The organism is Arthrobacter sp. Dra40, from assembly GCF_059091905.1.
Genome location: NZ_JBNHHB010000027.1, coordinates 26,955 through 51,165, shown reverse-complemented (window position 1 = coordinate 51,165; position 24,211 = coordinate 26,955). Strand labels below are relative to the sequence as shown.

Genomic DNA, 24,211 nt, shown 5'->3' with positions numbered 1-24,211 from the left:
GAGCATCTTGTTGACCGACCAACTCCGCCGAACTGCTCGGGCGGGTGCCCGCACCGCCGCCGCATCAGTGGGCCGGCTCAGCGCCGATTTGCGTATGGACCCGTCCTTCCTCATCGTGGGGGCGCAGCGCTGCGCAACCACCAGCCTGTTCCGGATGCTGGCGCGGCATCCACGGGTTCGGCCACCAATGCTGAACAAAGGCATCCACTACTTCGACACCGCGGACCGGTTTCGGCGTGGACCACGGTTCTACGCGAGCCATTTCCCGTTGCGGCGTGCGGGTGAGCAGGCGATCACCGGAGAAGCCAGCCCGTACTACCTCTTCCATCCGCTTGCCGCCGGGCGGATCGTTGAGCAGTTGGGATCGGTGAAGATTATCGTGCTGCTGCGCGACCCGGCCGAGCGTGCCTATTCGGCCCACAAGCAGGAACAGGGCCGCGGATTCGAGCCCCTTGGCTTCGAAGAGGCACTGGAGGCTGAGCCACAGCGTCTGGCAGGCGAGGAGGAGCGGATCATGAGCGACCCTGCCTACCAGTCATTCGCCCACCAGCACCACGCCTACCAAGCCCGCGGGCGGTACGCGTGGCAGCTGGAACGAATGTTCGCCGCCGTCGGCCGGGAGCAGGTGCTCGTGCTGGACGCCGATGATTTCTTCGTTCCCGGACTTCCACAGTGGGACCGGCTGTTGCACCACCTGGGTCTGCCGGGCTGGCGCCCGCCCGCTACGGTGCACACCAATGCCCGGCCCAGCAAACCCATGCCCGGGCGGCTGCGCCGCCAGCTTCGCGCCGAATTCGCCGACGACGACGAACGACTCGCCGCGCTGCTGGGCGAGACCCCGAGTTGGCGCAGGTAGCGCCATGGCACAGACCCACACGAGCCTGGCTCGCCCCAACTGGCTGACTAGTCTGGCAGTGATAACCGCGTGCCTGGGCATCGGGCTTGGATTCCACTTCGCCAAGGAGCCCGAATACAGCGCGCGCACCGACGTCGTCGTGGTCGCCGTATCCGACCTTGCCCTCAAGGGTGAACGCACCGTCGACGTTTCAATAGACTCTGCGGTTCAGCTGCTGCTGTCCGATCGGGTTCTCGGGCAAACTGCACGCAGCCTGGACTACCCTGGCGGCGCTGCCGGCCTGCGCGAGGATGTGACAGTCTCCCCCATCATCAACTCGCGGATTTTGCGGCTCTTCGTATCCGCACCTGATGCACGCAGCGCCCACCGTGCCGTCTCCGACCTGGCAGACAATTTCCTGCAAATGCGCAGCAATTCGCTCGCTGCCGCGGCCCGGGACCGAGCGGAGGCAATCAAGGCACGGCAGGCAATACTGGAGCGGAGCGTTCAGCCAGGGACTGACATCGACGACGGATCGGACGCCGACCTTGACATCGGCAGGCTCAGCCGCGAGCGCGTCCAGCTCGAAGCCGAGCTGACCGCCCTCAACATTCACGAACCAGATCCCGGTTACATCTCCAAGGCAGCGGTGGTCCCCGAGAACAGCCATCGCGAGGGACTTCCGGTCCATGTCGGCTCCGCTCTGGCTGCCGGCCTGACCGTGGCCGCTGGGCTCGCCGGACTGAAGCAGCACCGAAACGCACCGCGGCACCGCAAGGAGGAAAAGTCAGCGTGAGTACTCAAACCGAAGTGGGGACAGACGCCGCCGTCGATGTCATCATGGCCACGCATAACCGCCCCGAACTGTTGCGCAAAGCGATCGACAGCATCCTGGCCCAGGACTACCCAGGAGATGTCAGGGTGACCGTTGTCCATGATCGCTGCCCGGAGGACCCGGCCTTGGCCCGGACTGAAGCGCGCCGGCAGGTAAGGGTGATGAGCAACCGGCGCACACCGGGCCTGGCTGGTTCACGGAACACCGGACTGCTCGCCGCCCAGGCCCCGCTGGTGGCCTTTTGCGACGACGATGATGCGTGGCGGCCAGAGAAGCTCCGGCGCCAGGTGCAGACGATGGCCGCCCAAAACGCTACCGCCTGCGTGGCGGCCATCGAAGTCCACTACGGAGACAAGCGCCTGGTGCGCAACCCGGGAGTAGAAGAGATCACCCCCGAGCAGCTCTCCGGCAGCCGGCTGACCGGGGCACACCCCTCGACCTACGTGCTGCTGCGGGAACACCTCCTAACTAACGTCGGCCTGGTGGACGAGGATCTGCCGTACGGCTACGGCGAGGACTACGACCTGCTCCTGAGGGCAACCCAGCGGGGCAAAGTAGCCGTGCTACCAGAGGTGGTGGCCGATGTGCTCTGGCACCCCGGCGGCTCGTATTTTTCGACCCGTTGGGAAGCAATGGCCGACGGGCTGGAGTATCTGATGGCCAAGCATCCGGCCATCGTCGCCAACCGCCGCGGCCGGGCCTGGATGCAGGGTCAGCGTGCCTTCGCCTTGGCCGCCTTGGGACACCGGCGCGATGCCGTGCGCACCGCGGCTGATTCTCTCTCAGGCAGCCTGATAGAGCCCCGCGCGTACTTGGCGCTGGCCTTGGTGCTCAACCTCGTCAAGGCCCCCGCGGTCGTCCGGGCGCTCAACGCCCGCGGACGCGGTATTTGAGTGCCGACCAACTGCGTGTTGCAGCATAGGCAGCGCGCAGCGGAGCGCTGAGCACACTGGCGATCCGCCGGTCGCGGGCCGGCATCTGCTGCCGCCAAGCGGCGTCCTGACGGATCGGAAGTACCCCTGTTTGAAAGCGCATCGGATTCCCCGCCACTGTGTGGTGGGCGGCCAGCTCGACCGTGCCGGGACGGATATGCTGCGTCGCAGTGACGTTTTGCGCGCCGGCGAAGCGCAGCACCTCTTCGACTGTTTCCAAGGGCCGGGCCATGAAGTCCTCGTAGTGGACGACCATAACCGGGACGCGCAGCAATGACAGAGCATGGAACAAGACGCCATAGAGTGCCCAGCGGGCAACTGCCGCAGCGGTGGAATACCGAGGCATCAGCGATTCCCCGCCCGCAGTCTCCGGGCGCTTGACGACCTTTGCCCAGGAGTACGCCACGCCGCGCGGATCACGGACCACCAGAACGCATTTGAGCCGGACCTTAGCCGCCCGCAACAGGTACGCATAGGCTGGGTGCTTGCTGGAATCGATAATCAGGTTCCCTTCGCTGACCTCGCTGATGCCCCGATACAGCGACCCCAGCCGATCCAGCAACCGCCGCCGCGCCATCCTCCGGCGCGGCAACGGCACCTTGCAGGCCAATTCCGGCAGGTAGCGGTTGCGAACGACGTGGACGCGGTCTCCCACGGCCTCGGTGGCGTTAACCCGGTCCCAGCCGCCGTAGGCCGCTGCACCCACTTGCAGCCAGAAAGGGCATGCGGAGAAATGCCGGCCGCAGCCGCACAGTTCGTCGTCACGCAGGCCGCGCTCCCACAGATGGAGTACCTCGCCGACGCCGACTGCGCCCTGACACTGGGCCAGGCACCTCTCCAACAGGGTTGAGCCGCTGCGGCCGAATCCGCCGAGCATCAGCACAACCGGACGTTCCCGCGGACCCCTCGAATTACTGCCGTTCCTGCTGGCCCCGGTCCGCGCCTCGGCGTGTCGTGCAAAGCCGCCTTTAACACCGTTGGTCGCAGCCCCCGTCTCCGGGCGCTGGCCAGTCACGTTGATCCCCATTCGAAATTCCCCCATGGCTGCGAGCGGGTCCCGCGACTAAACGCCATTGCGCCCGCCGCTCGCCCCCAGACTTTCCCAATAATCATGGCGGCACGGAAACCTGTCAAGGATTAGATCCCGTTGGCTGACGGAAAAAGATGAAAGCGTTCATTTTTCCGTCCCCGGGCTGTTCCGCCGGCTCCGGTTGTGTGCAAGACTGTGCTGCAGCGCACTGTCTTGGGGATTTCGGCGGGGCGAATTGGGAAAAATCTGGGGGCGCCGCCGGCGAAAGCCGGCTGGCAAATATTGGGGGGGTTACTTGTGGACGATTCATCCACGCGTCCTGCATTTCTGGGCCGGGCTATTCGGCGGCATTGGTTGCTGCTGCTGTCGGTGGTGCTGCTGGGAGCCTTAAGCGCGGCAACGTTCGTCGCCGCCCACGTGCCGAAGTACACGTCGACCAGTGTGGTCTTCCTGCAACCGCTCTCGGGCAATCCATTTTCTCCGACTACGCCGGCGACACGCACTGAGCAGTTGGCGGCCCTGACGACAGAAGCGGGACTTGTCCACACGCAAGCAGTGGTGGAGCTCGCGCGGAAGTCTTCCGGTGAAGCATTGGAAGGCGATGTCCTGCAGCTCATTGATGCCCAGGTGCCGCCGAATTCGCAGGTGTTGAACATTACCTACACAGCATCCGCCCCGGACCAGGCACAGTCCGGCGCGCAGGCACTGGCCGAGGCGTATCTGGCATATCGGAGCAGCCGTGCCGCCGACGTTTCGGCAGCACAGGCGGCGGTGCACGAAGAGCAGATAAAGTCGGCCGAACAGATGCTGGACCAGGCGACGACCGCCCTTGGCACCGCCCGGTCGGCTCAAAATCCGGACCGGGGCGCGATCTTGGAATCGGAGCAGCAGGTGACGCTCTATGCCAACCAGCTGGCCCAGCTCAAGATCGAACAGTCCGACGCCGTGTCCGCCTCCGCAGCGCCTGGGGATATCATCAACCCCGCCAGCCTGCCCGAGGGGGCGGACGGGATGAGCCCGCTGCTGATCGGCGGAGGCATCCTGCTGGTGGCGGCGGCGCTGGCCCTCGGCTTGGCACTGATGCGCGAACACTTCGACCAGCGGATTGTTGACGTGGAAGATCTGCGTGCCTCAGGAACCGGCCCGGTGCTGGGCGAAGTCGAGGCGCTGGCAGCCGACCGGCATGACGAAACCAGCCGGGAAGACTACCGCCGGCTCAGCAACGCGCTGCAGCGCGTGACGTGCCTGCCGAGCAATACGCTGCTTCTGACCGGGGTTTCCGAACATCCCGACAGCGGGGAAATCGCCCGGGCTCTGGCTCACGCCTTGGAGGAGGCCGGCATCCAGACGGTCCTGGTCATGGCGGACCACACGACTGTGACCGACCATCGACCTGGAGCTCTACGGCAGCCTGGACTCACCGACCTGCTGGACGGCAACGAGGCTGCGGCCCAGGCCTCCGGACTGCTGGTGCCGGTATCGGAGCACGTGTCGGTGCTGCCCGTGGGGAACCACGCTGACCGGCTGTCCGCACTGGTTCAGCACAAATCCTTGGGCAGGGTCCTGTCCGAACTGAGCCATCCTTCCCATCTGCTCCTTGTAGCTGGCCCCGCAGCGGGTTCCGCCACCGGGGGCGCACTGATCCGAGCCTGCCGGGAAGCTGTTCTGGTGGCTACGGAGGGCACAGCAACGATGACCGAGGCCTCCAAGGCCAGCGCAGCGGTTGTGGGCGAAGGCGGGGCCGCACTGCTGGGATCCGTGCTCGTGCGACGGGCATCCCGAAAGCGCAGAGCTGCAACGGAAATCTCCGCGCACCGGAAGCAGGATGCCGGCGCACCCGTGCCGGCGGCCACCTCTTTACAGACCGCCGCAGTGAGGCTAAACGCCGGTGACTCAGCCGGGCCGGAGGAATCCCGTACCCGGAAGACGGTTCCAGACCGGGCCGGCGGGGCGGACGCCGACCAGCCCGTGCCGCTCACCAGCAACTAACCGCGGCGGGGGCATGGCCAAGCAAGGAAGCCCGCGCGTTCGCAACGATCACGAGGACGGCCACGCGGCCGTCCGCCGAATAGCCCGCGCGGGAACCGCTAACATCCTGGGCAGCGGCGTCTCAGCCGGCGCCAACTTCCTGCTCATCGTCCTGATTTCCCGGCTCTGGGACCTGGAAACAGCTGGTTCCCTCTTTGCCGTGACATCGCTGTTTCTGATCGCGCTCGCACTGTGTCAGCTCGGCGTGGACCAGGGACTGGTGCGGTTCATCGCTTGGAACAACGCCAGGTCCGAAGGCATGCACAATCGACGGCTGGTCCTCGAAGGCCTCGGTGTCGCGCTGGCGTCGAGCCTGTTGGTCATGGGTGCGGGCATGCTCGTGTCCGGGCCGCTGGGTCAGCTGCTCGGCGGCGTACCGGCGACCCCTGAAGTAATCGTTGTGTTCGCCGCTGCGCTGCCGGTCGCCGCTGCCTACGAGCTTTTGCTGGCCGTCGGCCGGGGGCTGGCACACATGGGACCAACGATCGTCGTCGAACGTCTGCTGCGCCCCGCTGTCCAGGTCACCTGTGTTTTGGTGGCCGGGCTGGCAGGGACCAATGCCGTGGCGCTGGCCTGGGCGTGGACGCTGCCGTATGCGCTCGGGTTGGTCGTGGCCGCGGGGTGGCTGTTCCGGATTTTGCGTGCGAATCCGGGCATTCTCACAGGGTGGGCTCACGAAAATGCCAGCGCCGGAACCTGGTCAGTCCCCGCCAAGGTCGACACCGTCGTCGTGGATCCGAGGCACGTTGACCAGGCACGGACGGCTTTCTGGAAATTCACTGTTCCCCGCGGCCTTTCAAGACTGGCGCAGGTAGGACTTCAGCGGGCAGACATCGCGCTCGTTACCGTGCTCGCCGGCCCGTCGGCCGCAGCGCTCTACACAGCTGTGACTCGGTTCCTGGTACTGGGCCAAATGGTCAACAGCGCAATGCAGCAGGTTAGTGAACCACAACTCGCACGGCTGCTGGCACGCGGACAACTGACTCAGGCCAAGATAGTGGCGCGGAAGATGACGCTCTGGGCCGTAATGATGACGTGGCCGGTGTACCTGTTGACTGCTGCCCATGCGGAGTGGTTACTGCAGATGCTGTTCGGAGCGTCCTTCGCCGCGGCCGCCGGAAGCTTGCAACTGCTGGCTGGCGCCATGCTGTTGGCGGCGGCGATGGGTCCTCTGGACGTCCTCCTGCTGATGGCCGGACGCAGCAGCCTGTCGCTGATCAACGCCGTGGCGGCGCTGGCTGCCGACGTGATGCTGTGCCTGCTGCTCATTCCGGTACTGGATGTCTTGGGTGCGGCAGTGGCTTGGGCATCGGCGATCGTACTCAAGAATGTTCTGTGCCTTGTTCAAGTGCACCGGACGCTCAAGATCGTGCCGACCTCTCGGGAGGTGGTGGCGATGGGTGCTTTCCTGCTGGTGGCCTTCGGTGCCGCCCCGTGGCTAACCAATCATCTGTTGGCTTGGCCGCCGGCTGCCGAAGTGTCGGTGTTGGTGGCCTCTGCCGTCTCCTACGCGGCGGTAGCGTGGCGGCGGCGGGCGGGACTTTTGGCCGGTGCGATGGGCCAGGAAACGCCGCCGGTCGGGGCGGCCAACTCCAAAGCTCTGCGGGACGACCAATGGCAAACAGCCCGCCCGGCACAGCCAGCCACTCAGCCCGAGTAATGTCACGGCTAAGTTTGTGCATGCAGCCTTCAGGAGGGCCCGGATGACACCGCGCGGGCTCATTGCATCCGTCATCGCAATGGTGTTCCTTGCATCCTGCTCCTTGCCCTTACCGCAGGTCGATCGGTGGGCGCAGCCGGGTTGCAACGTGCTCCTCGGCGTTGCACCCAACCCCCTGCCGGATCAGACCTGGGACTCGGCACTTACCGATTTCGAAGCTGCAGTAGGACGACGTGTAGACATGGTGCGCTACTACAAGCGCGGTCAGGAGAAAGTGTTTCCAGACGCATCTGAGCTCGCCCGGGCCAGCGAATCAGGGCACAACAGGACCCTCTTCTACAACTGGAAACCTGAAGGATTAACATGGCGGCAAGTGGCTAAAGGCGCTGCGGACCAATACCTCGTGCAATTGGCTGACCACATAAACGCGCACGTGGATCGGCCGTTCTTCCTATCCTTGAACGCGGAGATGGAAGACGAGGTCAGCACCTCCCGGAAGTCCGGACAAACTGCTGATGATTTCCGACGTTTTTTTCGCCATGTCGTGTCGATACTGCGGACTAACGGTGTGGACAATCTGGTCACAGTGATGAACTACACCGGCGCCGAAAAGTGGTATGCGCAGGAGTGGTTCGGCGACCTGTACCCGGGCGACGATGTCGTCGACTGGATCGCCCAGGATCCGTATGCATACCCGGGGTCCGGCACCACGGACCTGCACGGACTCGTCAACCGCTCCAGCGGCGGGGACTGGCCCGGCTTCTATAACTGGGCAGCAGAGAACTACCCGGACAAACCTCAGATGCTCGCCGAATGGGGAGTTGCGGCAGGAATTCCACCTGCAGACGCGAAAACCGCCTTTTTTCAAAACGCCGCTGAGGACCTGGCGGAGCTGCCGAAGCTGCGCGCGTTGGTTTACTGGAACCATTCCGGCCGGACCGAGGAAGGCGATAGTCCGGTGGGAGACACTTCCATCGATTCCCATCCGAATGAGCTGGCCGCTTTCCGTAACTTTGCGAGTAATCCGGCAGTGCGCTCCCCCGCTGTATGCCGCCTCGCGCACGAGTGAACCGGCGTGCACGTGGCCTAACGCTCCTGGAAACCGCGGCAATGGCCCTCACATCGCGATTCTTTGACTGCCACGGACAGTGAAGTCCACATTCCAGTAGGGACATTGGAAATTACTCTATTTCCGCGTCATTACGACTGCCAGAATAACGTTCCATGGACCAATTAACCATTGTATTTGCTGCCTTCGGGATTGGCATCATTGTTGGGCTGACGGGAATGGGCGGTGGCGCCCTGATGACTCCGATGTTGGTGCTCTTTTTCAATGTGCCACCGCTGACTGCAGTCTCTAGCGATCTTCTTGCCAGTGCAGTAATGAAACCGGTTGGATCTGCAGTCCACCTGAGGCGAAAAACCGTGAATCTACAGCTGGTTAAATGGCTGGCTCTGGGGTCCGTACCGTCGGCTTTTTGCGGCGTCCTGACACTCAAGGCGCTAGGCGATGACGCCCGTGTCCAAGATGGAATCAAGCTCGCCCTGGGTTGCGCTCTGATGCTCACCGCTGCGCTTTTGGTGGTCAGGGCCTACATGCGGCTGATCGAACGAGCCAAGACACGCAACGGGCAAGGCGCTAAGCTGCCGCAGGATCGACCGGAAGTTGCCGCCCGAATCCTACCGACGGTGCTGCTCGGCGTCATCGGTGGTCTGATTGTCGGTATGACGTCCGTGGGGTCAGGTTCGATCATGATCATCGGTCTCATGATGATCTACCCGGGGTTGAAAGCTTCTCAACTGGTGGGCACCGACCTGGTCCAAGCCGTTCCGCTCGTTGTGGCGGCTGCCGTCGGACACATGCTTTTTGGTTCTCTGGACCTGGGCCTCGCCCTTCCACTCATCGTGGGCAGCATTCCGGGCGTCTGGGTAGGAGCACAGATGTCGTCCCGGCTCAGCGGCGGTTTCGTCAGGCGCGCTTTGGCCTTCGTGCTCCTCGCATCGTCGCTGAAGATGCTCGGTGTGGACAACACCTCAACGGGAGTGATCCTGGTCGCAGCACTGCTCATGGCGCCACTGATCTGGATGTTTATCCGCCGCCAGCGGGGTTTCCCTGCCTTGGCCTGGACCGAAAAGCAGGAACGAGCCCGTGCCATGGCAGGCCAACGATCATCCGAGGTGGGGCCGTGACTGACTGGACCGGGTCACTGCACGAGCCGGTTCTCGCGCTGTCCGGCGCCGAACTGGACGAGCTTGAGCTGCTCGTCGGCGGCCTTTACGCTCCGGCTGACGGCTACTGCCTGCCCGGCCAGAACCCGCGTGATTGGCCACGTGAGTTCAGACTGGCTGTTCCCTCCTTTCTTGCCGGCCGAGCGATCGCTGGCCGTGGGCTGCTGCTGTCGGACCAGGAAGGAACCCCGCTGGCCCGGCTCGCGGTTGCACAACATGACAGCGGGCGCTGCCCCGCTGGGCCAAACCAGGCAGGCATGGTTCACTTGGCCGGCACCTTGAAACCGCTGCAACCAGCCGAGCACCCGCCGGCCCGGGAGTTGCGCCTCACCGCTCCCCTGTCCCAGCGCGGCGGGCCATATGTTGTCGCTGCGTTCGCTGCGCCGCCTCACCCGCGCCAGGTTGCCAAGGCGGTAGCGGCAGCCCATGCCGAAGAGTGCCGTCTGGTGCTGGTTGCAGTCGATCGTTCGGCCGCCGGCGGACGGAGTTGCCGGCCGCTCTTGGCCAGCCTGCAGGAATGTGCAATGCAGGTGCCTGGCGCTCTGGTCCGGCTGTTGGTCGTTCCCGACGCGGACGAGGGGACACGGGTGTTCGGGAGTGTTCTCGCAAACCTCGGAGCTGCCGTCATTCTTGATTTCACCGAGGAGGTCGCTGAGATCCTGCAACCGGCCGGCGCTCCAGCGGCACCTGTCGCGCTGTCCCGAGTGCCGCGCGATGGGCTGGTGGTTCTCTTCACCGGGCTGTCCGGCTCCGGCAAATCGACCCTGGCCCGCCGGCTGGTGGAAGAACTGCAAGCCGCTGACCACCGAGAGGTCATCCTGCTTGACGGCGACGAGATGCGCCGGATGCTGTCGGCAGGACTGGGTTTCTCGGCCGCAGACCGGGAGCTGAACGTCCGGCGGATCGGTTGGGTGGCGGCACAGATCTCACGGGCAGGTGGCATAGCCGTTTGCGCCCCGATTGCACCCTTCCAAGCTACACGCAGCGAGTGTGAGACCATGGCCCGGGAGTCGGGCAGCTACTTGCTGATTCACGTCTCGACGCCGTTGGAAGTCTGTGAGGCCCGTGACCGGAAGGGACTGTATGCCAAGGCGAGGGCGGGCCTTGTCCCGGAATTTACCGGGATCAGTTCACCCTATGAGGTGCCGCGGAAGGCCGATTATGTGGTGGATACCTCCCGTGTCGAGGTAGACCACGCTGTGGCGGAGATTCTCACTCGCGTGAGATCCGCGCAGATGCCCGCTGCCGCCGTGGCCGGCGAATAGCCGTCAGCATACTCAACATCCCTCAAGGATCTGTGGCGGAACCTAACAGCCCCACCCGTGGCATGAGCGCACGGGCGGGGCTGTACGGTGCAGGCACGTCGGTCAGGCAGCTCCTACGATCATGCCGGCACCGACCGTCGCATTGGTTGCTTCGTCGATCAGAATGAAGCCGCCAGTGTGCCGGTTTCGCCTGTAGTCGTCGGCAAGCAACGGCGCAGTGGTCCGCAGCCGGATCCGTCCGATTTCGTTGAGGCCCAGCGAGTCCGGGTCGGGATTCCGATGCAGACTGTTGATGTCCAGCCCGTACTGCAATTCCTTAACCAACGCCCGGGCATTGCGGGTAGTGTGCTTGACCGCAAGCTTCTGTCCCCGTTCCAGCGGTTTCTCGCTCATCCAGCACACCATGGCGTCAATGTCTTGGGCCACGGCTGGCTTGTTGTGTGGCCGGCAGATCATATCGCCACGAGAGATGTCCAAATCGTCCTCCAAGCGCACAGTTACCGACATGGGCGCGAAGGCCTCGTCGATTGGTCCGTCAGGGGTATCAATGGCGCAAATCCGCGAAGGCAGGCCGCTGGGCAGGACGATTACGTCGTCGCCAACCCTCATCACGCCGCCGGAAACCTGTCCTGCGTAGCCGCGGTAGTCGTGGTTGCGGTTCTGGTGCGGCCGGATGACGTACTGTACCGGAAAGCGTACGTCCACCAGGTTGCGGTCGCTGGCAATGTGGACGTTCTCAAGATGATGCAGCAGAGACGGCCCCTCGTACCAAGGCATGTTCTCCGACCGGGACACAATGTTGTCGCCCTGCAGCGCTGACACCGGGATCACCGAGAGGTCGGCAATTTCCAACTTGCTGGCGAATCCGCTGAAATCATGCCGGATTTGCTCGAATACTTCCTGCGACCAGTCCACCAGGTCCATCTTGTTGACGGCCAGAATGAGGTGCGGCACGCGCAGCAGCGACACGAGGAAGGCGTGGCGCCTGCTCTGTTCCAAAAGCCCCTTCCGGGCATCGACCAGAACGATCGCGACGTCCGCCGTCGAGGCCCCCGTGACCATGTTGCGGGTGTACTGCAAATGGCCTGGCGTGTCGGCGATAATGAATTTTCGCTTGGGTGTGGCGAAATACCGATAGGCAACGTCAATGGTGATCCCTTGTTCCCGTTCGGCGCGGAGACCGTCGGTCAGCAGCGCCAAGTCCGTGTATTCGTCGCCTCGTTCCCGGCTGGTACGTTCGACGGCCTCCAGCTGGTCGTTGAAGATGGACTTCGAGTCGTAGAGGAGTCGGCCGATCAGGGTGCTCTTTCCGTCGTCGACCGAACCCGCAGTGGCAAAACGCAGCAGATCCATCAGAAATACCCCTCTTTCTTGCGGTCCTCCATGGCCGCCTCGCTTATTTGGTCGTCGCCCCGGGTGGCGCCTCGCTCGGTAATGCGTGTCGCTGCCACCTCCGCGATTACGTCTGCAGCCGTCGAGGCCGTACTTCGAACAGCCGCAGTCAGGGTGGCGTCACCGACGGTCCGGTACCGTACGTGCGCACTGAAGGTCGATTCGTTGTCCTGCGGCTGGCAGAAGCGGTGTACCCCGAAAAGCATGCCTTTGCGTTCAAATACTTCCCGCTCGTGGGCGTAGTAAATCGAGGGGACGTTAATGCCCTCGTGCGCGATGTAGCTCCAGATATCGAGCTCGGTCCAGTTGGAAATCGGGAAGACGCGGATGCTCTCCCCCAGGTGGATCCGCGGATTGTAGAGGCCCCACAGTTCCGGGCGCTGATTCTTCGGGTCCCACTGGCCGAATTCGTCCCGAAACGAGAACACCCGTTCCTTGGCCCGTGCTTTTTCCTCATCGCGGCGTGCCCCGCCCATCAGGGCGTTGAAGCCGTATTTCTCCGCCGTTTCCAGCAACACCGCGGTCTGGATGCGGTTACGGGATCCGTTCGGTTCCTCCTGCACCAGGCCCCGATCAATGGCGTCTTGCACCGAGCCCACCACCAGGTTCACGCCGAGTTCCCTGACCAAGGAGTCACGGAATTGCAGGACCTCGTCGAAATTGTGGCCGGTGTCGATGTGTACTACGGGAAACGGTATCGGTGCCGGGGCGAATGCCCTCGCCGCGAGATGCAGCATGACAATCGAGTCCTTGCCCCCGGAAAACATCAGCGCTGGTTTCTCCAGTTCGGCGGCAACTTCGCGGATAATATAGATCGCTTCCGCCTCAAGGAGCTTCAGGTGGCTGACGCTGTAGCGCGGTTCCGTGTTCGTTTCGTTCATCTCGTTTCTTCCCCCTCTAGTCATGGCCGCGAGTGGGTCGCGGGTTAGATCGGCGACAGCCGGGTGAGCCGCTGCAATAGGTCGTCCGCCAGGTCCGCCCGGCAGACCAACAGGTCGGGCAAGTAAGCGCTGGGCTGGTTGTAGAGCAGTGGTGACCCGTCGAGCCGGCTGGTGTGTAGTCCACGGCTGCGGGCTATCGCGACGGGAGCCGCGGAATCCCACTCATACTGCCCGCCGCTGTGCACGTATGCGTCCACCTCGCCACGAATGACAGCCGCGATTTTGTAGCCGGCGGAGCCCATGGGCAGCACTGCCGCACCCGTCTCCGTCGCCAGTTGGCTGACGACGGCGGGGGGACGGGTCCGCGATACAGCGATCCGCAGTCGGCGGCCCGGAGGAAAACGTGTCTGCTGCAGCCGCACTACGGGGTCAGCCGTGTCCAAGGTCATCGCAAGTGCCGGCAATGCGACGGCGCCGGCCCGCAAGCTGCCCCGGCACCACAAGGCCACGTGGACCGCCCAGTCCCGGCGCCCTTCCGCGAATTCGCGCGTGCCGTCCAGCGGGTCGACGATCCAGACGCGTTCAGCGCTCAAACGGCCCGGATCGTCCTCGCCCTCTTCGGAAAGCACAGGGTCGTGCGGCCGTGACCGCTGCAGCGCTGCGGTCAGCAGCTCATGCGAGCGCGCGTCACCTTCAGCCTTCAGTCGTTCCGCTGTCCAGCCTTGGATCGCAGCGTCCCGCTGTAGCTGCCGCAGCATCGCGCCGGCTCTGCCTGCAAGTTCCGGCGCAAGCGCGGTGTCCGGAACATAGCGTTCCAATTCCAGGCGGTTCAACGCCTGTGTCTCTGCCCCCATCAGTTTCCCCTTCCACTGTTTTAGTTCGGCTGTCCCTTCGGTGTGCCAGCCTTCGGGCAAACACTGACCCCCTGTCAGTACGCGCCCACCGGACGCACCATCACTTTCACCGTGCGCCACATGATCATCAGGTCACCGGTCAGCGACCAGTTCTCCACGTAGTAAAGATCAAGCCGGACGCTTTCGTCCCAGCTCAGGTCGGACCGTCCATTGATTTGCCACAGGCCGGTCAGCCCGGGCTTGATGTACAGCCTGCGACCAACGTGGCCCTCGTAGCCGGCCACTTCGGACGGCAACGGCGGCCGCGGGCCGACCAAGGACATTTCACCCCGCAGGACATTAAGGAACTGCGGAAGTTCGTCCAAAGAGTACTTGCGCATCCAGGCGCCGACCTTGGTGACACGAGGGTCGTCACGGAGCTTGAACAAGGGCCCGCTGCCTTCGTTGTGCGCCTTGAGCCCCTCAAGTTCGGCTTCGGCGTTCACAGTCATGGACCGGAACTTGAACATTTCAAAGGTGTGTCCGCTGCGGCAAACCCGCCGTTGCTTAAAGATGACATTGCCTGGCGTGTCCCAGCGGATCAGGCAGGCGAGCAGAGCGAAGACCGGAAGCAGGACCAACAGTGCTGCGGTCGAGGCGACGATATCGACGAGCCGCTTAAGCAGGTACCGGTATCCGGAAAACTGAGGCAGGTCGACGTGCATCAGCGGCAACCCCTCCACCGGACGCATTTGAATGCGCGGACCTGCGACGTTGGTGAGCGACAGCGCGACCACGAGTTCGGTGGAACTCTCCTCCAGTCGCCAACCGAGTTCCCGGAGGTAGCCGCTGTGCTGCCCCACCTGTCCCGCCACGATGACTGCGTCCGCCCCGAGGATTTCCACGGCACGTTCGACGTCGTCCAAGCCGGCGACCACGGGGACCTGCCGGGCCGCGAGGGCGCCGCTATCGGCCGGAACGCCGTCCAGCGCTGCACCCACCACTTGGTACACCGCCCCCGATTTCTTGGTGATCTGGTCAATCACGTAAACGACGTCGTCATAAGCACCCAAGACGACGACCTTCGAGAGGTAGTGTCCTTTCTCCCGCTGCTTCGTCAGCCACCGCCGCCAGCCCCAGCGACCCGCCAGCAACGCGACCATGCCGACCGGCACCCCCGCCACAAATGATGGTGCCAACTCGTCTGCTTGCAGGATCAGGAGCACGACGGCGAGCATTCCGAAGGCGCCGGAGCCTGCCCTGATCACTTTCTTGTACTCGCTGGCTCCGACACCGATCACACGCAGATCCCGGGTCTTGCCCACGGCGAGAGCACAGGCCATGACGGCTCCGGTGATCAACGCAAAGGCGATACCGGCCCTGGTCAGTTGATTCCCCACGAGCAGCAGCGCCAAGCCCACCGACAGCATGATGATGGCAGTGTCCGTTGCGAGCAGCTTGGCCTGGTAGCGGCGGGCCCACGGTTTGGGCCTGCCGCGACGCGTGCCGAGACGTGGCACCGCCGGTTTCAGGAGCGTCGGTAAAGAAAGTTTCGACGCGGCTGTCTCGAACTGCAGGGTTTCGGTGCCGACGCCAGCCAGGGGAGCCACAGCGCGTCGCAGGTAACCTTCTGTGGACACAGGGACATCATGCATTGCTGGCGCTCCCCTTCATCGACGCGGACATCCGGTTGTGTTCGTTGGCGGGCATCGGCTTGCCAGGTACTAAAAGGAGCCGGCGGCGGCTGGGGTTGGCGCCCAGAGGGGCACCACGCCGCCGGCTCCGCTTTGAGGGTCTCCGGAGTTCTCCGCGCTTTGCGGAGCGGACGGCCGGATGATCCGGCTGGACCGGGTGTGAGCATGCGCACTTCGGAGACGAGTAATGCCTTCTTGTTGCCCTCATGGCGTGTTCAGCAGGGCTGAGGCGGCAGCCAGTCGCTCGAAAGCCGAGCGGTCGGCTCCTTCCCGTACGCCGTGGCCCGCGGTGGTACCTGGCAGTTCCTCAAGGTGCGCCACCTGGCCGAGGGCTTGCTGGACGCCGGAGCCAGCCAACGGGCGTGCCGGCACGCCTGCCCAGCTTTGTGCGGCCGGGACGTCGCTCAAAACTGCGGACCCCATGCCCACCTGCGCCTGCGGGCCAATGGCAACATCGGAGGCAACACTGCAACACATCTGAAGCCAAGCACCGCGCCCGACCTGCACGCGGCCGGCGAGCGCCGCCCCCGCCCCTATCGTGGCGAACGCGGAAACCACGACGTCATGCGCTAGCGACACCCGCGGCATCACCACCACGTGTTCCGCAACGGTGACCCCCGCAGTCAGCACGCTTTCCGCCAGGATGAGACTGCCTGCCCCTATGGTGAGGCCTTGCGGAAGCGGCCGGCGAATACCGACAAACGTCGCGTAGCGCTCGGAACCGACGCCGCAGTCCGCCAACTCGTCTACCAACCGTTGCCGGACGGCCGGAGACTCGTGGCATACCAACAGTTGGCAATCCGGGTACCGGCGCACCGCCGGTACCGGGCCGAGGACTGGTACTCCGTCGACCTGACGCCCGCGCAACCCGGGGTCGCCGTCCAGCATGCCCACGACGTCCCAGCCGCCTGAAGAGCGCATCGATGCCAGAACTTCCCTGGCCAATCCTCCTGCCGCCACGAGCAGCACTCGAGTCGCAGAATCCCCCATCGCGCATCTCCCCCCAGAAATGGCTTTCAACTCTCTTGTCCGGCAGCGGTTGCCGCAACCGTCATTTTCGTATGAGGCCCACCCGTCCACTGCGGTCTTGAGACGCCCCGCTTCTGTGCTTGGCCCGTGCTGCCCTACCCTCAGAAGCCTACGGAAGCGCACGGACAGGTGGGCGCGTAACGGCTACCTGATCCTCTGCCGCACCTACTCAGGTATAGGCATCCAGGCTTCAGCTTCTGCTCATGGCAGCGGGTGGGAAGTGCTTGCGTTGCCGGTGGGGCGCCACCTGGTACTCACATGCAGGACGACCACTACCTGCGGCATACTGGCCGAGCGGCAGTGGTCGTCCTGATGCTGGCGGCTACAGGTGTTCCCGCCCCAGCTGTTCTCTTCGGTTGATGCCCAGCTTCTCGAAGATACGGTAGATGTGGCCTTCAACGGTCCGGACGGATAGCGACAGTGAGTCCGCGATCTCTGCATTGCGCTTGCCGGCTATGACCAGGGCCGCTATGTCTCGTTCCCGCCGCGTCAGCGACGTGGAGGTAGGGTTCTCGCGGGCTACGGGTGCCGCCTCCTGCCATTGCCCCAACAATGCGTTGATGCGCCGCTGCACCGTCCTGTCGCGTTCGGTCTTGGCAATACGCAACGCCTCGGAAAGCGTGTTAATACCAAGGGAGAACAGCCCTGTGGAATGGACTTCCTCGGCCATGTGGATCAGCTGGTCAAGCTTCCCTGTGGCCACAGCCTCGCAGTACTGGGCTGCCAACAAAGCTTCGCTCCCCTCGATGCCGGCGGCCAGCGTTTGGACCTCGCCGACTCGGTTCAGATTGCCCAGTTGAATCGCCAGAAACCGCAGGGCTAATTCGAAGGAGCCCCACCCGCGCCTTCCTGCGAGGTCGGCCAAGGACTGCAGCTCGGACAGTGCCTTGGTACCGGGGAACCGCAGCAGCCGGGCTGCCGCGGCCACACCCTCGCTGAACAGGCCTGAGGGCCTGTCGCTGTCCGTTCCTGCCGCCGCGTAGTCGGCGAGGTACCGTTCGGCAAGCTCGTCCTGCCCACTCAACATGGCAAAACATGCCCCAACAGCCAGTGCCACCGGGCGCAGACCGTCCGGGTCGTGATGTTCGAGTTCGCTCGCCGCTCCGGCCACTGTGTGGCATGCCTGCGCATACAGGCCCCGGCGACCAAGGATGACTCCGGCGACCAAGTCGACGGCTCCGCCCTGGTAGATGAGACCCTGTGGTCTTGCCGTCCGATAATCTGCCACCGCATCCGCAGCGTCATCCCACCGCCCCGCGGTCAGCAGCGCTCCGATATGTCGAACAGTGACAAAATCCCAACTCGCAACCCTGAGCTCATGCAGCTGAAACATTTGCAGCGCCTTGGTCGTTTCAGTCACCGCAGTTTCGGCCCGGCCGGTGACGGTATGCACCTGTGCCAACAGCGCACCCGCCACCACCGCACAGTCGAGATCCCGGGCCGAGGTCGCCTCTGCGACGAGCACCTGCAGCGGCTCGCAGGCTGCTGCGTATTCGCCGTCGGCGAGCACCTGGCGCAGCCGAAGCAGGCGGAGACTCCGGTTCACCATCCCGGCCGCATCGATACCGGGGACGGAACCGGAACTTGTTGGCAAGCCTTCGGCCTCCTTGATCCAAGTCTCCAGACTGCTGCCGGTCCAGACGTCGCGGGGGCAGCGCTGTTGTGCCGCCAGCAACGCAGCTTCCCTTGCCTGTTCCGCATCACCTGCCGCGACGGCCAGCCCTTCGAGCAACGGGCCACATGTGGCACCGGATTGGCAGAGCGCTCTGACCTTCTGCAGCTGAGCCGCCCAGCGGAACTCTGCGGTCGTGACGGCATCAGCAAAACGCTGCGCCAGCTCTGTCTCTCCTGCGTTGTTGGCCGCCACCGCCGCCGCCAGCAGCTCCTGATCCGGCAGTTGGACGCCGCTGTCCAGCGCCCAGGCCGCACGCCGGAAGAGCATCTCGCCCGTCCCTCCACCAGGCAAAATTTCCTCCATCTTCCTGTACAGCCGCAGCCTCCGAAACACGGGTACCAAAGTCGGCAGAGCACGCGCGTGAACCGGATTACGCAACCGCACGAGGGGCTCCGGCGGCGGTGAGATTTCGACAACCCTGTGTTCCATCAGCCGGTCGATCGCCTGGACGTCCCCGCGCTCGAACATCACACCAAGCGGGACTGCTCCGAGAAGAGCCACAAAGTCGAGTACCTCACGCTCTTCCCCGCTCAGTCCACAAAGCTCCCGTTCGACCAGCTCCGACAGGCGGGCATCCGCCGCAGGCAGCACATTGCGCAAGAACCACACGTCGCGGGTTCTTATCAAGCGCCCCGCCTGCCGTGCCTGTGCGAGAAGGCTCAACAGGAACAAGGGGTTGCCACCGCTGGCTTGAGCGAACGCTGCACTTGCGCTTGCCGCCAGCTCCCCGTGAAGCACCTGGCTGCACAGCTGGTTCACCTGCTCAAGGGTCAGCGGCTCAAGTGAGCGGCGGTGAAGAACCCCCTGCACCGCTTCTCCCAGCAGGGTCGGCGGCTCTGCCCGGCTGGGCCGACTGAGCAACAGAGCTTTGACCTGCATTGAACCCACCAACTGACCGAGAATCTCTGCACTTCCGGCGTCCAAGTCGTGAGCATCGTCCACCACCACCAGCGCCGGCTGGATGCCGGCCCTGCCGGCCTGAAGCCTCTGAGTGAGAGTGCGCATTGTGGAGAATTGCGATTCGAGCTGCCGTGCCGTCAGGTTTGTCAGCAGCGGGGCCAAGGCGCCGTACGGGACCGAGGCAAAGGTCCGGGCGGCATGGATGCGGAAGGGCCGGACGTCGTCGGCCAATTCCTGCAGCACAGCCGTTGCCAATGCGCTTTTGCCCAGGCCGCACTCAGCAACGATCCATGTTCCGTTGCCACTGCGGATACTCTCCGTCGCCGCCTTGACGTCGGAGTCCCGCCCCACCAGGGGGCTGCCTTTGATGGAATCGATCACGACGCCGACCCCAGTGCTCCCAGCAGCTCGCTGAGGTCCGCCCGCCCGGAAACATGGAGCTTGGCAAACATCTTGCCCAAGTGCCAATCAACGGTCCGGGGCGACAAGTGCAGCCGCCTGCCCAGCGCGGCGCTGCTGCTGCCCTCGGCCGCCAACTGCGCCAAGTTGAGCTCAAACGGACTCAGCGAGGCCAGCATGGCCACGATGGTGCTGGTGTCCTGCAGCCTGCGGTAGCCTTCGTTCTCGACCGCTCGCGCCTTGCGGGCCGCGGCGCGGTTTCCTCCGATGACCGCCGCGGTCTGGGCGGCACGGGCAGCATCGTAGCTGAACAGGATGTCTCCCAAGGCCGCCGCGCTGTCAGCCGCCTTGAGCAGTATCTCTGGGTCTTGTGACAGTAGACCATCGCTGAACTCAGCGCAGAGCCGAGCTGTTTCACCATTGCAGGCGGCTGCGGATGTCTTTAGATTGCGGGCGAAGGATCGACCTCCGGCTCGCGTGGCCGCCGCGTGGAAAATCATCGCGACGCCGACGTTGCCGGCGGCTGATTCTTCGGTGCCTGTGCGATCCAAAGCGGCGGTGGCTTCGTCGCTCTGCTGTATCCGGTGGGAGGCCAGGAGGGTGAAGTACTCTATGGCCCGCTGGGAGATATGCCGCAGACGTTCCGGGGAGGCAGCGGCAGCTGCCAAGTGCCTCCGGGTATTGTTCTCGTCCGACATCAGCGCGTACGAGTAGGCGGCTGCAGCGTGGGCAAGACCCATGCCCCCGCCGTTGCCCGTGGCCTTCAGCTGGCTGGCGGCCGGCAGCAGGGCGGACAGGGCTTTCTCGGCCCGGCCAGCGCGGGCGTGAACGAGTCCCAACGCGAGTTCTCCGCCGACCCCGTACGGGGACGTCCCCGCCAGTCCTTCGAAGGTCTCGCAGTAGCCAAGACAGGAACCCAGGTTCCCCGCCAAGAAGAGCGAGATGAAGACACTTGTGCCCGCTAGGTTACAGAGCGCGTTGGGCAGGCGCGGATCCCCCAACTCGGCCAGCAGCATGTGTCCCAGACTGATGGCTTCCTTTTGCCGGCCCACGACGGTCCATGCTTCACAGAGAAGAGTCCCCGCACGGAGCCGAATCTGCGGCGGCTTGTCCAAGTCGTCCCGCAGCAGCTTCACCAGCCCCGGTACTTCCGCGTAGCGCCCCTCGAAAGCGGCCTGCTCTGCTTCGATCAGCAGGGCCTCATCGAGCGCGGTTTCCAGCGTTTCGTTCCTGCGAACAGCGGACGAGAGCCCCCTGACGCCATGGTTGGGCACTGTTCCGCTACCGGACTGCGAGACGAGGTCCTCGCGAAGAGTCTTGAGCTCACACAAAGAGGCACCAGTGCCCCAGCCGTTCGTCCGCGACACAGCGAGGCGTTGACCGGCCAACGCGATGAGGGCCGCTTGAGGCTCATCATCGTCCGGAGAGAAGGCGGCCAGCAAAGCCTCAGCCTGGATCGGCTTGCCCAGCAGGAGCAGAGCCCGCGCTTCTTCCCGGAGGGCGACAGCTCCGCGCTGCTGCCCCTTTAACGCCCTGACCAACTGCAGAGCACGTCCCGGCTCCAGCATGTCGTTAGCGGAAGCGGCAGCTTGCACGATCTTCTCCGGCGGCAATTCGGCGCCGCACTCCAGTGCCCAAATGCCGAAATCTGGCAAATAGCGGTCGGGCACCTCCACCAGGCGCACGAATTCGGCGATCTCATTCCATAATTCGCGGGTCCGCCCCGGAGTCAGGATGCATCTGACGACCCCTCGCAGGAACTGCCCTCCCACCCGCACCATGGGCTCAGATCCCAGCTCAACAGTGATGATTCCACATGCCTCCAAATGTTCAAGATCCAGAGAGTCGGCCATCCGCAGCAGGCCGGAGAGCGAAATTCCGCCCGCGAGAGACAGTAGTTCAACGAGCCGCCGGTGTTCGGGCGACAGTTGCAGCAGCCGCGGCCGGATCACTTCGGCAATGTCCCCGGTGAAAACAAGGGGGTGCACCAGCACCCAGGTGCCGTCGTGCTCCACCAAGGTCCCCGCCGCCGCCTGATCCCGCACCAAGACCTGCAGGTAGCGCGGATTTCCGCCGGTGTTCTGCCACAAGGACCGCGCGGCTACCGAAGAGATCCGTCCAGACAGGATCTCTCCCAGCAACGCCTCGCTGTCTGTCGGATCCAGCGGCTCAACGTCGAACCTGCTGAGCTCGCCGTCGATCCACAGTTGCATGAAGGCCCCGTCGCCGGCATCCACACACTGGCTGGCCACAAACAGAGTCACGACTCCAGCACGTGCCAACTGTGCCAAGACGGCGGAACTGGAGGCATCCAAGTTCTCGGCATTGTCCACGAACAGGACGATCCGCTTGCCGTGTGCACGGTCCAGAAGAGTTGCTGCAATTCCTTCGAGAATCAGGGCAGGATGCTCCAGCACGTCATCGCCCATCCGCCCGAGCAAGATGCCCAGTGGGCCGTAAGGGGTACGGGAGGATGCGTGGCTGCCCCGGACATACTCGACGTGGGTATCGGGGCCAAACCACTTCAGCACATGTTGCGCGATCGTCGATTTTCCCAGACCGGGAGCACCGACCACCAAAACGCCGCGGTGCCCTGGTTGCAACGCCGCATAGATGTCCTCGGCAAGGCTGCGGCGCCCCGGCGAAACCGAATCCGTAAGCGGGCCGTTGATTGGACCATTAAATACAGCAGTCATAAGCGTCTCCCCCAAAGTCGCTCTCAGACACAGCGGTGCATTAGCACCGGCCATGCAGTCGCACCGCTACGAGCCGCGTTCCCCCAAGGTCTGCAACCCGATCCCAGCCGGTGTGGTCCACAGTCTAAAGCCGATTTCCGGCCGCGTCTACGTCCGGAAGCGCCTTCCGTTGGCAACACTCAGGTAGCAGCCGGGCGCTCGGGCCAAGTATTGCCCGTAGCAGAGGCCCTGGAGACGAGTGTCTACCTACCCTGCCCGGGGGAAACGGCAGGCTTCCTCACGCGAATTTCCCGGGAAGCCGGTAGCGGCAAGGATGACTGTTGGTGATGCCGTGGGATCCCGGTAAGCGCCACTCGTGAATCCGCCGCCACCTCTCAATAGGCTCGCTTTATCGCCGGAAAGGTCGGGGATCCTGGTGCCTTGGGGCGCGTCGTGGAGGGGAGGATCACGCATGAAAATCATGTTCGTGACGTCGGCAGGAGGGCACTTGGCCCAATTGCTGCCGTTGGATAAGTGGTGGAGCCAGCATGCCCGTAGTTGGGTAACGTTCCAGCGGCCCGAAGTTGAAGCTGCTCTGCGGAACGAGAGTGTTACCTGGTGCTTTTATCCGACCACTCGGAATGTCCGTAACGCCTTGAGGAACCTGCTTCTGGCGTGGCCGACGCTTCGTCGCGAGCGACCGGATGTGGTCGTTTCCGTCGGCGCCGGCGTGAGCGTCCCGTTCTTCCTGATCGCTCGCCTTCTCCGCATCCACACCGTCTACATCGAGTGCTTCGACCGGATCACCATGCCCACCCTGAGCGGCCGCCTCTGCTACCCGTTGTCCGAAGTCTTCTGCATCCAGTGGGAAGAACAAAGGCGCTTCTACCCTGAAGCCGTGAACATCGGACCGGTGCTGTGAACACCCCGCATTCCGCTCCGCAGATCGTGGTCTCTGTTGGGACGGACCATCACAAGTTCGATCGCCTGGTGGACTGGATCGACGACTGGCTAGCCCGTACGCCCGATGCACCATCGTGCTTGGTGCAGTATGGTGCCAGCCGCGCGCCCCGCCACGCCGACGGGGTCACCAGGATGCCGCGGGAGGAGTTACTGGCTCTGTACCGAACTGCCACTGTCGTGGTCGTCCAAGGCGGCCCAGGATCCATCCTTGACGCCCGCGAAGCCGGTCATCTGCCCATCGCGGTGGCTCGGCGGCCGGAGCTGCACGAGGTAGTCGACGGGCATCAGATGGCGTTCGCTGAGACGATGGCGCAGCACGGCGATGCGATCCTCGTGCAGGACCAGCAGTCATTAGACGCCGAGCTGGAGAAGGCGCTGTGCGACCCCTCGTCTGTCCGCACAGCGCCGCGGGCCTCTTTGGCCGCTGAGGCTGCCGACAAACTCAGCGCTGCTATTGAAGGGTTGGAGAAGGCACCCACGGGTCCTATTGCCCTACGCCGTATCCGGCAGCTTCTGGCACTGCGGCAGACAGGGGCTCAACCTCACGCGGGGGCCACGGCTACCCGCGTTGTCCAAAACCAGGGTCTGCTGCAGTCCGGCTAGAACCGGACCGCATTAGTCCCGCTTGACGGGGACGAGCCTGCCCTCAGCAGGTGGGTAGATCCCTGGCCGACGGGTTGCGCTGCGTTTCTGCCCCCAACGCGGCGCAACCCTAGGTTTAAAGATTGAATGCCAGCCAGTACCGGAATCGGCGATGGCCCGGATACAGCGACGTGCTCCCGGAACAGTTGAACGACGCCTGAGTATCCGCCGAGGACCGACGGGGCCTGGGGGGAAGGTTCCGCATGCGCGGTTCCTCTGGTGTTAACCAACCCCGCCGGTCCATTGTGCGCTTAGACCTGGCGCACTGTATTGCTGCACCGCGCATTGACGGCGTAACAACACTTCTCAGCGTA

The 24,211-nt window shown here is 64.1% G+C and carries 18 protein-coding genes; 10 read left to right on the top strand and 8 right to left on the bottom strand.

Annotated features, from left to right (window positions below):
* Positions 1 to 7: 7 nt before the first annotated feature.
* From AC5RWT_RS13880 to AC5RWT_RS13870, 3 genes are read left to right on the top strand one after another with little or no spacing between them, the layout of a single operon-like run.
* Positions 8 to 856: a sulfotransferase gene (locus AC5RWT_RS13880; protein WP_494080693.1), complete on the top strand. Its 849-nt coding sequence runs from the start codon at positions 8 to 10 to the stop codon at positions 854 to 856.
* A 4-nt stretch (positions 857 to 860) separates the two neighbouring features.
* The gene (locus AC5RWT_RS13875; RefSeq protein ID WP_494080692.1) at positions 861 to 1,631 is read left to right on the top strand and encodes a YveK family protein; all 771 of its coding nucleotides are present in this window, start codon (positions 861 to 863) and stop codon (positions 1,629 to 1,631) included.
* Positions 1,628 to 2,563 carry a glycosyltransferase family 2 protein gene (locus AC5RWT_RS13870; RefSeq protein ID WP_494080691.1) on the top strand — a complete coding sequence of 312 codons (936 nt, stop codon included), beginning with the start codon at positions 1,628 to 1,630 and terminating at the stop codon, positions 2,561 to 2,563. Before AC5RWT_RS13875 ends, AC5RWT_RS13870 begins: the two co-directional genes overlap by 4 nt.
* Here AC5RWT_RS13870 and AC5RWT_RS13865 read toward each other — a convergent pair.
* Positions 2,538 to 3,629: a sulfotransferase gene (locus tag AC5RWT_RS13865; protein WP_494080690.1), complete on the bottom strand. Its 1,092-nt coding sequence runs from the start codon at positions 3,627 to 3,629 to the stop codon at positions 2,538 to 2,540. The two genes, AC5RWT_RS13870 and AC5RWT_RS13865, sit on opposite strands and share 26 nt — an antisense overlap.
* A gap of 300 nt (positions 3,630 to 3,929) precedes the next feature.
* Between AC5RWT_RS13865 and AC5RWT_RS13860 the strand changes: the two genes are divergently transcribed.
* The 5 genes from AC5RWT_RS13860 to cysC all read left to right on the top strand — a co-directional run bounded on the left by AC5RWT_RS13860 (position 3,930) and on the right by cysC (position 10,814).
* Positions 3,930 to 5,621 carry a hypothetical protein gene (locus tag AC5RWT_RS13860; protein ID WP_494080689.1) on the top strand — a complete coding sequence of 564 codons (1,692 nt, stop codon included), beginning with the start codon at positions 3,930 to 3,932 and terminating at the stop codon, positions 5,619 to 5,621.
* Between the two features lie 13 nt (positions 5,622 to 5,634).
* The gene (locus AC5RWT_RS13855; protein ID WP_494080688.1) at positions 5,635 to 7,320 is read left to right on the top strand and encodes a lipopolysaccharide biosynthesis protein; all 1,686 of its coding nucleotides are present in this window, start codon (positions 5,635 to 5,637) and stop codon (positions 7,318 to 7,320) included.
* A gap of 43 nt (positions 7,321 to 7,363) precedes the next feature.
* Positions 7,364 to 8,389 carry a glycoside hydrolase family 26 protein gene (locus tag AC5RWT_RS13850; protein WP_494080687.1) on the top strand — a complete coding sequence of 342 codons (1,026 nt, stop codon included), beginning with the start codon at positions 7,364 to 7,366 and terminating at the stop codon, positions 8,387 to 8,389.
* A 155-nt stretch (positions 8,390 to 8,544) separates the two neighbouring features.
* Entirely contained in the window at positions 8,545 to 9,510 is a 966-nt protein-coding gene (locus AC5RWT_RS13845; protein ID WP_494080686.1) for a sulfite exporter TauE/SafE family protein, read from the top strand.
* The gene (gene cysC / locus AC5RWT_RS13840) at positions 9,507 to 10,814 is read left to right on the top strand and encodes an adenylyl-sulfate kinase (protein WP_494080685.1); all 1,308 of its coding nucleotides are present in this window, start codon (positions 9,507 to 9,509) and stop codon (positions 10,812 to 10,814) included. The genes AC5RWT_RS13845 and cysC overlap by 4 nt, the downstream gene beginning before the upstream one ends.
* A gap of 102 nt (positions 10,815 to 10,916) precedes the next feature.
* Here cysC and cysN read toward each other — a convergent pair whose 3' ends face one another.
* The 7 genes from cysN to AC5RWT_RS13805 all read right to left on the bottom strand — a co-directional run bounded on the left by cysN (position 10,917) and on the right by AC5RWT_RS13805 (position 22,313).
* Complete coding sequence (cysN, locus tag AC5RWT_RS13835) at positions 10,917 to 12,167, bottom strand: sulfate adenylyltransferase subunit CysN (protein WP_494080684.1); 1,251 nt, start codon at positions 12,165 to 12,167, stop codon at positions 10,917 to 10,919.
* Complete coding sequence (gene cysD / locus AC5RWT_RS13830; RefSeq protein WP_494080683.1) at positions 12,167 to 13,087, bottom strand: sulfate adenylyltransferase subunit CysD; 921 nt, start codon at positions 13,085 to 13,087, stop codon at positions 12,167 to 12,169. The genes cysN and cysD overlap by 1 nt, the downstream gene beginning before the upstream one ends.
* Before the next feature lie 44 nt (positions 13,088 to 13,131).
* Entirely contained in the window at positions 13,132 to 13,941 is an 810-nt protein-coding gene (locus AC5RWT_RS13825; protein ID WP_494080682.1) for a 3'(2'),5'-bisphosphate nucleotidase CysQ, read from the bottom strand.
* A 74-nt stretch (positions 13,942 to 14,015) separates the two neighbouring features.
* Entirely contained in the window at positions 14,016 to 15,560 is a 1,545-nt protein-coding gene (locus tag AC5RWT_RS13820) for a sugar transferase (RefSeq protein ID WP_494080681.1), read from the bottom strand.
* A gap of 258 nt (positions 15,561 to 15,818) precedes the next feature.
* Positions 15,819 to 16,604 (bottom strand): LbetaH domain-containing protein, encoded by a 786-nt coding sequence (locus AC5RWT_RS13815; RefSeq protein WP_494080680.1) that lies wholly within the window; start codon positions 16,602 to 16,604, stop codon positions 15,819 to 15,821.
* Positions 16,605 to 16,965: 361 nt separating this feature from the next.
* Positions 16,966 to 19,569 carry a LuxR C-terminal-related transcriptional regulator gene (locus tag AC5RWT_RS13810; RefSeq protein WP_494080703.1) on the bottom strand — a complete coding sequence of 868 codons (2,604 nt, stop codon included), beginning with the start codon at positions 19,567 to 19,569 and terminating at the stop codon, positions 16,966 to 16,968.
* 26 nt (positions 19,570 to 19,595) lie between these two features.
* Entirely contained in the window at positions 19,596 to 22,313 is a 2,718-nt protein-coding gene (locus tag AC5RWT_RS13805; RefSeq protein ID WP_494080679.1) for an AAA family ATPase, read from the bottom strand.
* A 451-nt stretch (positions 22,314 to 22,764) separates the two neighbouring features.
* Between AC5RWT_RS13805 and pssD the strand changes: the two genes are divergently transcribed.
* Together pssD and AC5RWT_RS13795 are read left to right on the top strand one after the other, a co-directional pair.
* Positions 22,765 to 23,214, top strand: a complete 450-nt coding sequence (pssD, locus tag AC5RWT_RS13800) for a PssD/Cps14F family polysaccharide biosynthesis glycosyltransferase (RefSeq protein WP_494080678.1) — start codon at positions 22,765 to 22,767, stop codon at positions 23,212 to 23,214.
* Complete coding sequence (locus AC5RWT_RS13795; protein WP_494080677.1) at positions 23,211 to 23,858, top strand: glycosyltransferase; 648 nt, start codon at positions 23,211 to 23,213, stop codon at positions 23,856 to 23,858. Before pssD ends, AC5RWT_RS13795 begins: the two co-directional genes overlap by 4 nt.
* Positions 23,859 to 24,211 lie beyond the last annotated feature (353 nt).

Coding starts and splice junctions, on each gene's coding strand:
- AC5RWT_RS13825 (WP_494080682.1), bottom strand. CDS start 13,941: ATGGGGGCAGAGACACAGGCGTTGAACCGCCTGGAATTGGAACGCTAT.
- cysD (WP_494080683.1), bottom strand. CDS start 13,087: ATGAACGAAACGAACACGGAACCGCGCTACAGCGTCAGCCACCTGAAG.
- AC5RWT_RS13855 (WP_494080688.1), top strand. CDS start 5,635: ATGGCCAAGCAAGGAAGCCCGCGCGTTCGCAACGATCACGAGGACGGC.
- AC5RWT_RS13815 (WP_494080680.1), bottom strand. CDS start 16,604: ATGGGGGATTCTGCGACTCGAGTGCTGCTCGTGGCGGCAGGAGGATTG.
- AC5RWT_RS13875 (WP_494080692.1), top strand. CDS start 861: ATGGCACAGACCCACACGAGCCTGGCTCGCCCCAACTGGCTGACTAGT.
- AC5RWT_RS13805 (WP_494080679.1), bottom strand. CDS start 22,313: ATGACTGCTGTATTTAATGGTCCAATCAACGGCCCGCTTACGGATTCG.
- AC5RWT_RS13845 (WP_494080686.1), top strand. CDS start 8,545: ATGGACCAATTAACCATTGTATTTGCTGCCTTCGGGATTGGCATCATT.
- AC5RWT_RS13865 (WP_494080690.1), bottom strand. CDS start 3,629: ATGGGGATCAACGTGACTGGCCAGCGCCCGGAGACGGGGGCTGCGACC.
- AC5RWT_RS13850 (WP_494080687.1), top strand. CDS start 7,364: ATGACACCGCGCGGGCTCATTGCATCCGTCATCGCAATGGTGTTCCTT.
- cysN (WP_494080684.1), bottom strand. CDS start 12,167: ATGGATCTGCTGCGTTTTGCCACTGCGGGTTCGGTCGACGACGGAAAG.
- pssD (WP_494080678.1), top strand. CDS start 22,765: ATGAAAATCATGTTCGTGACGTCGGCAGGAGGGCACTTGGCCCAATTG.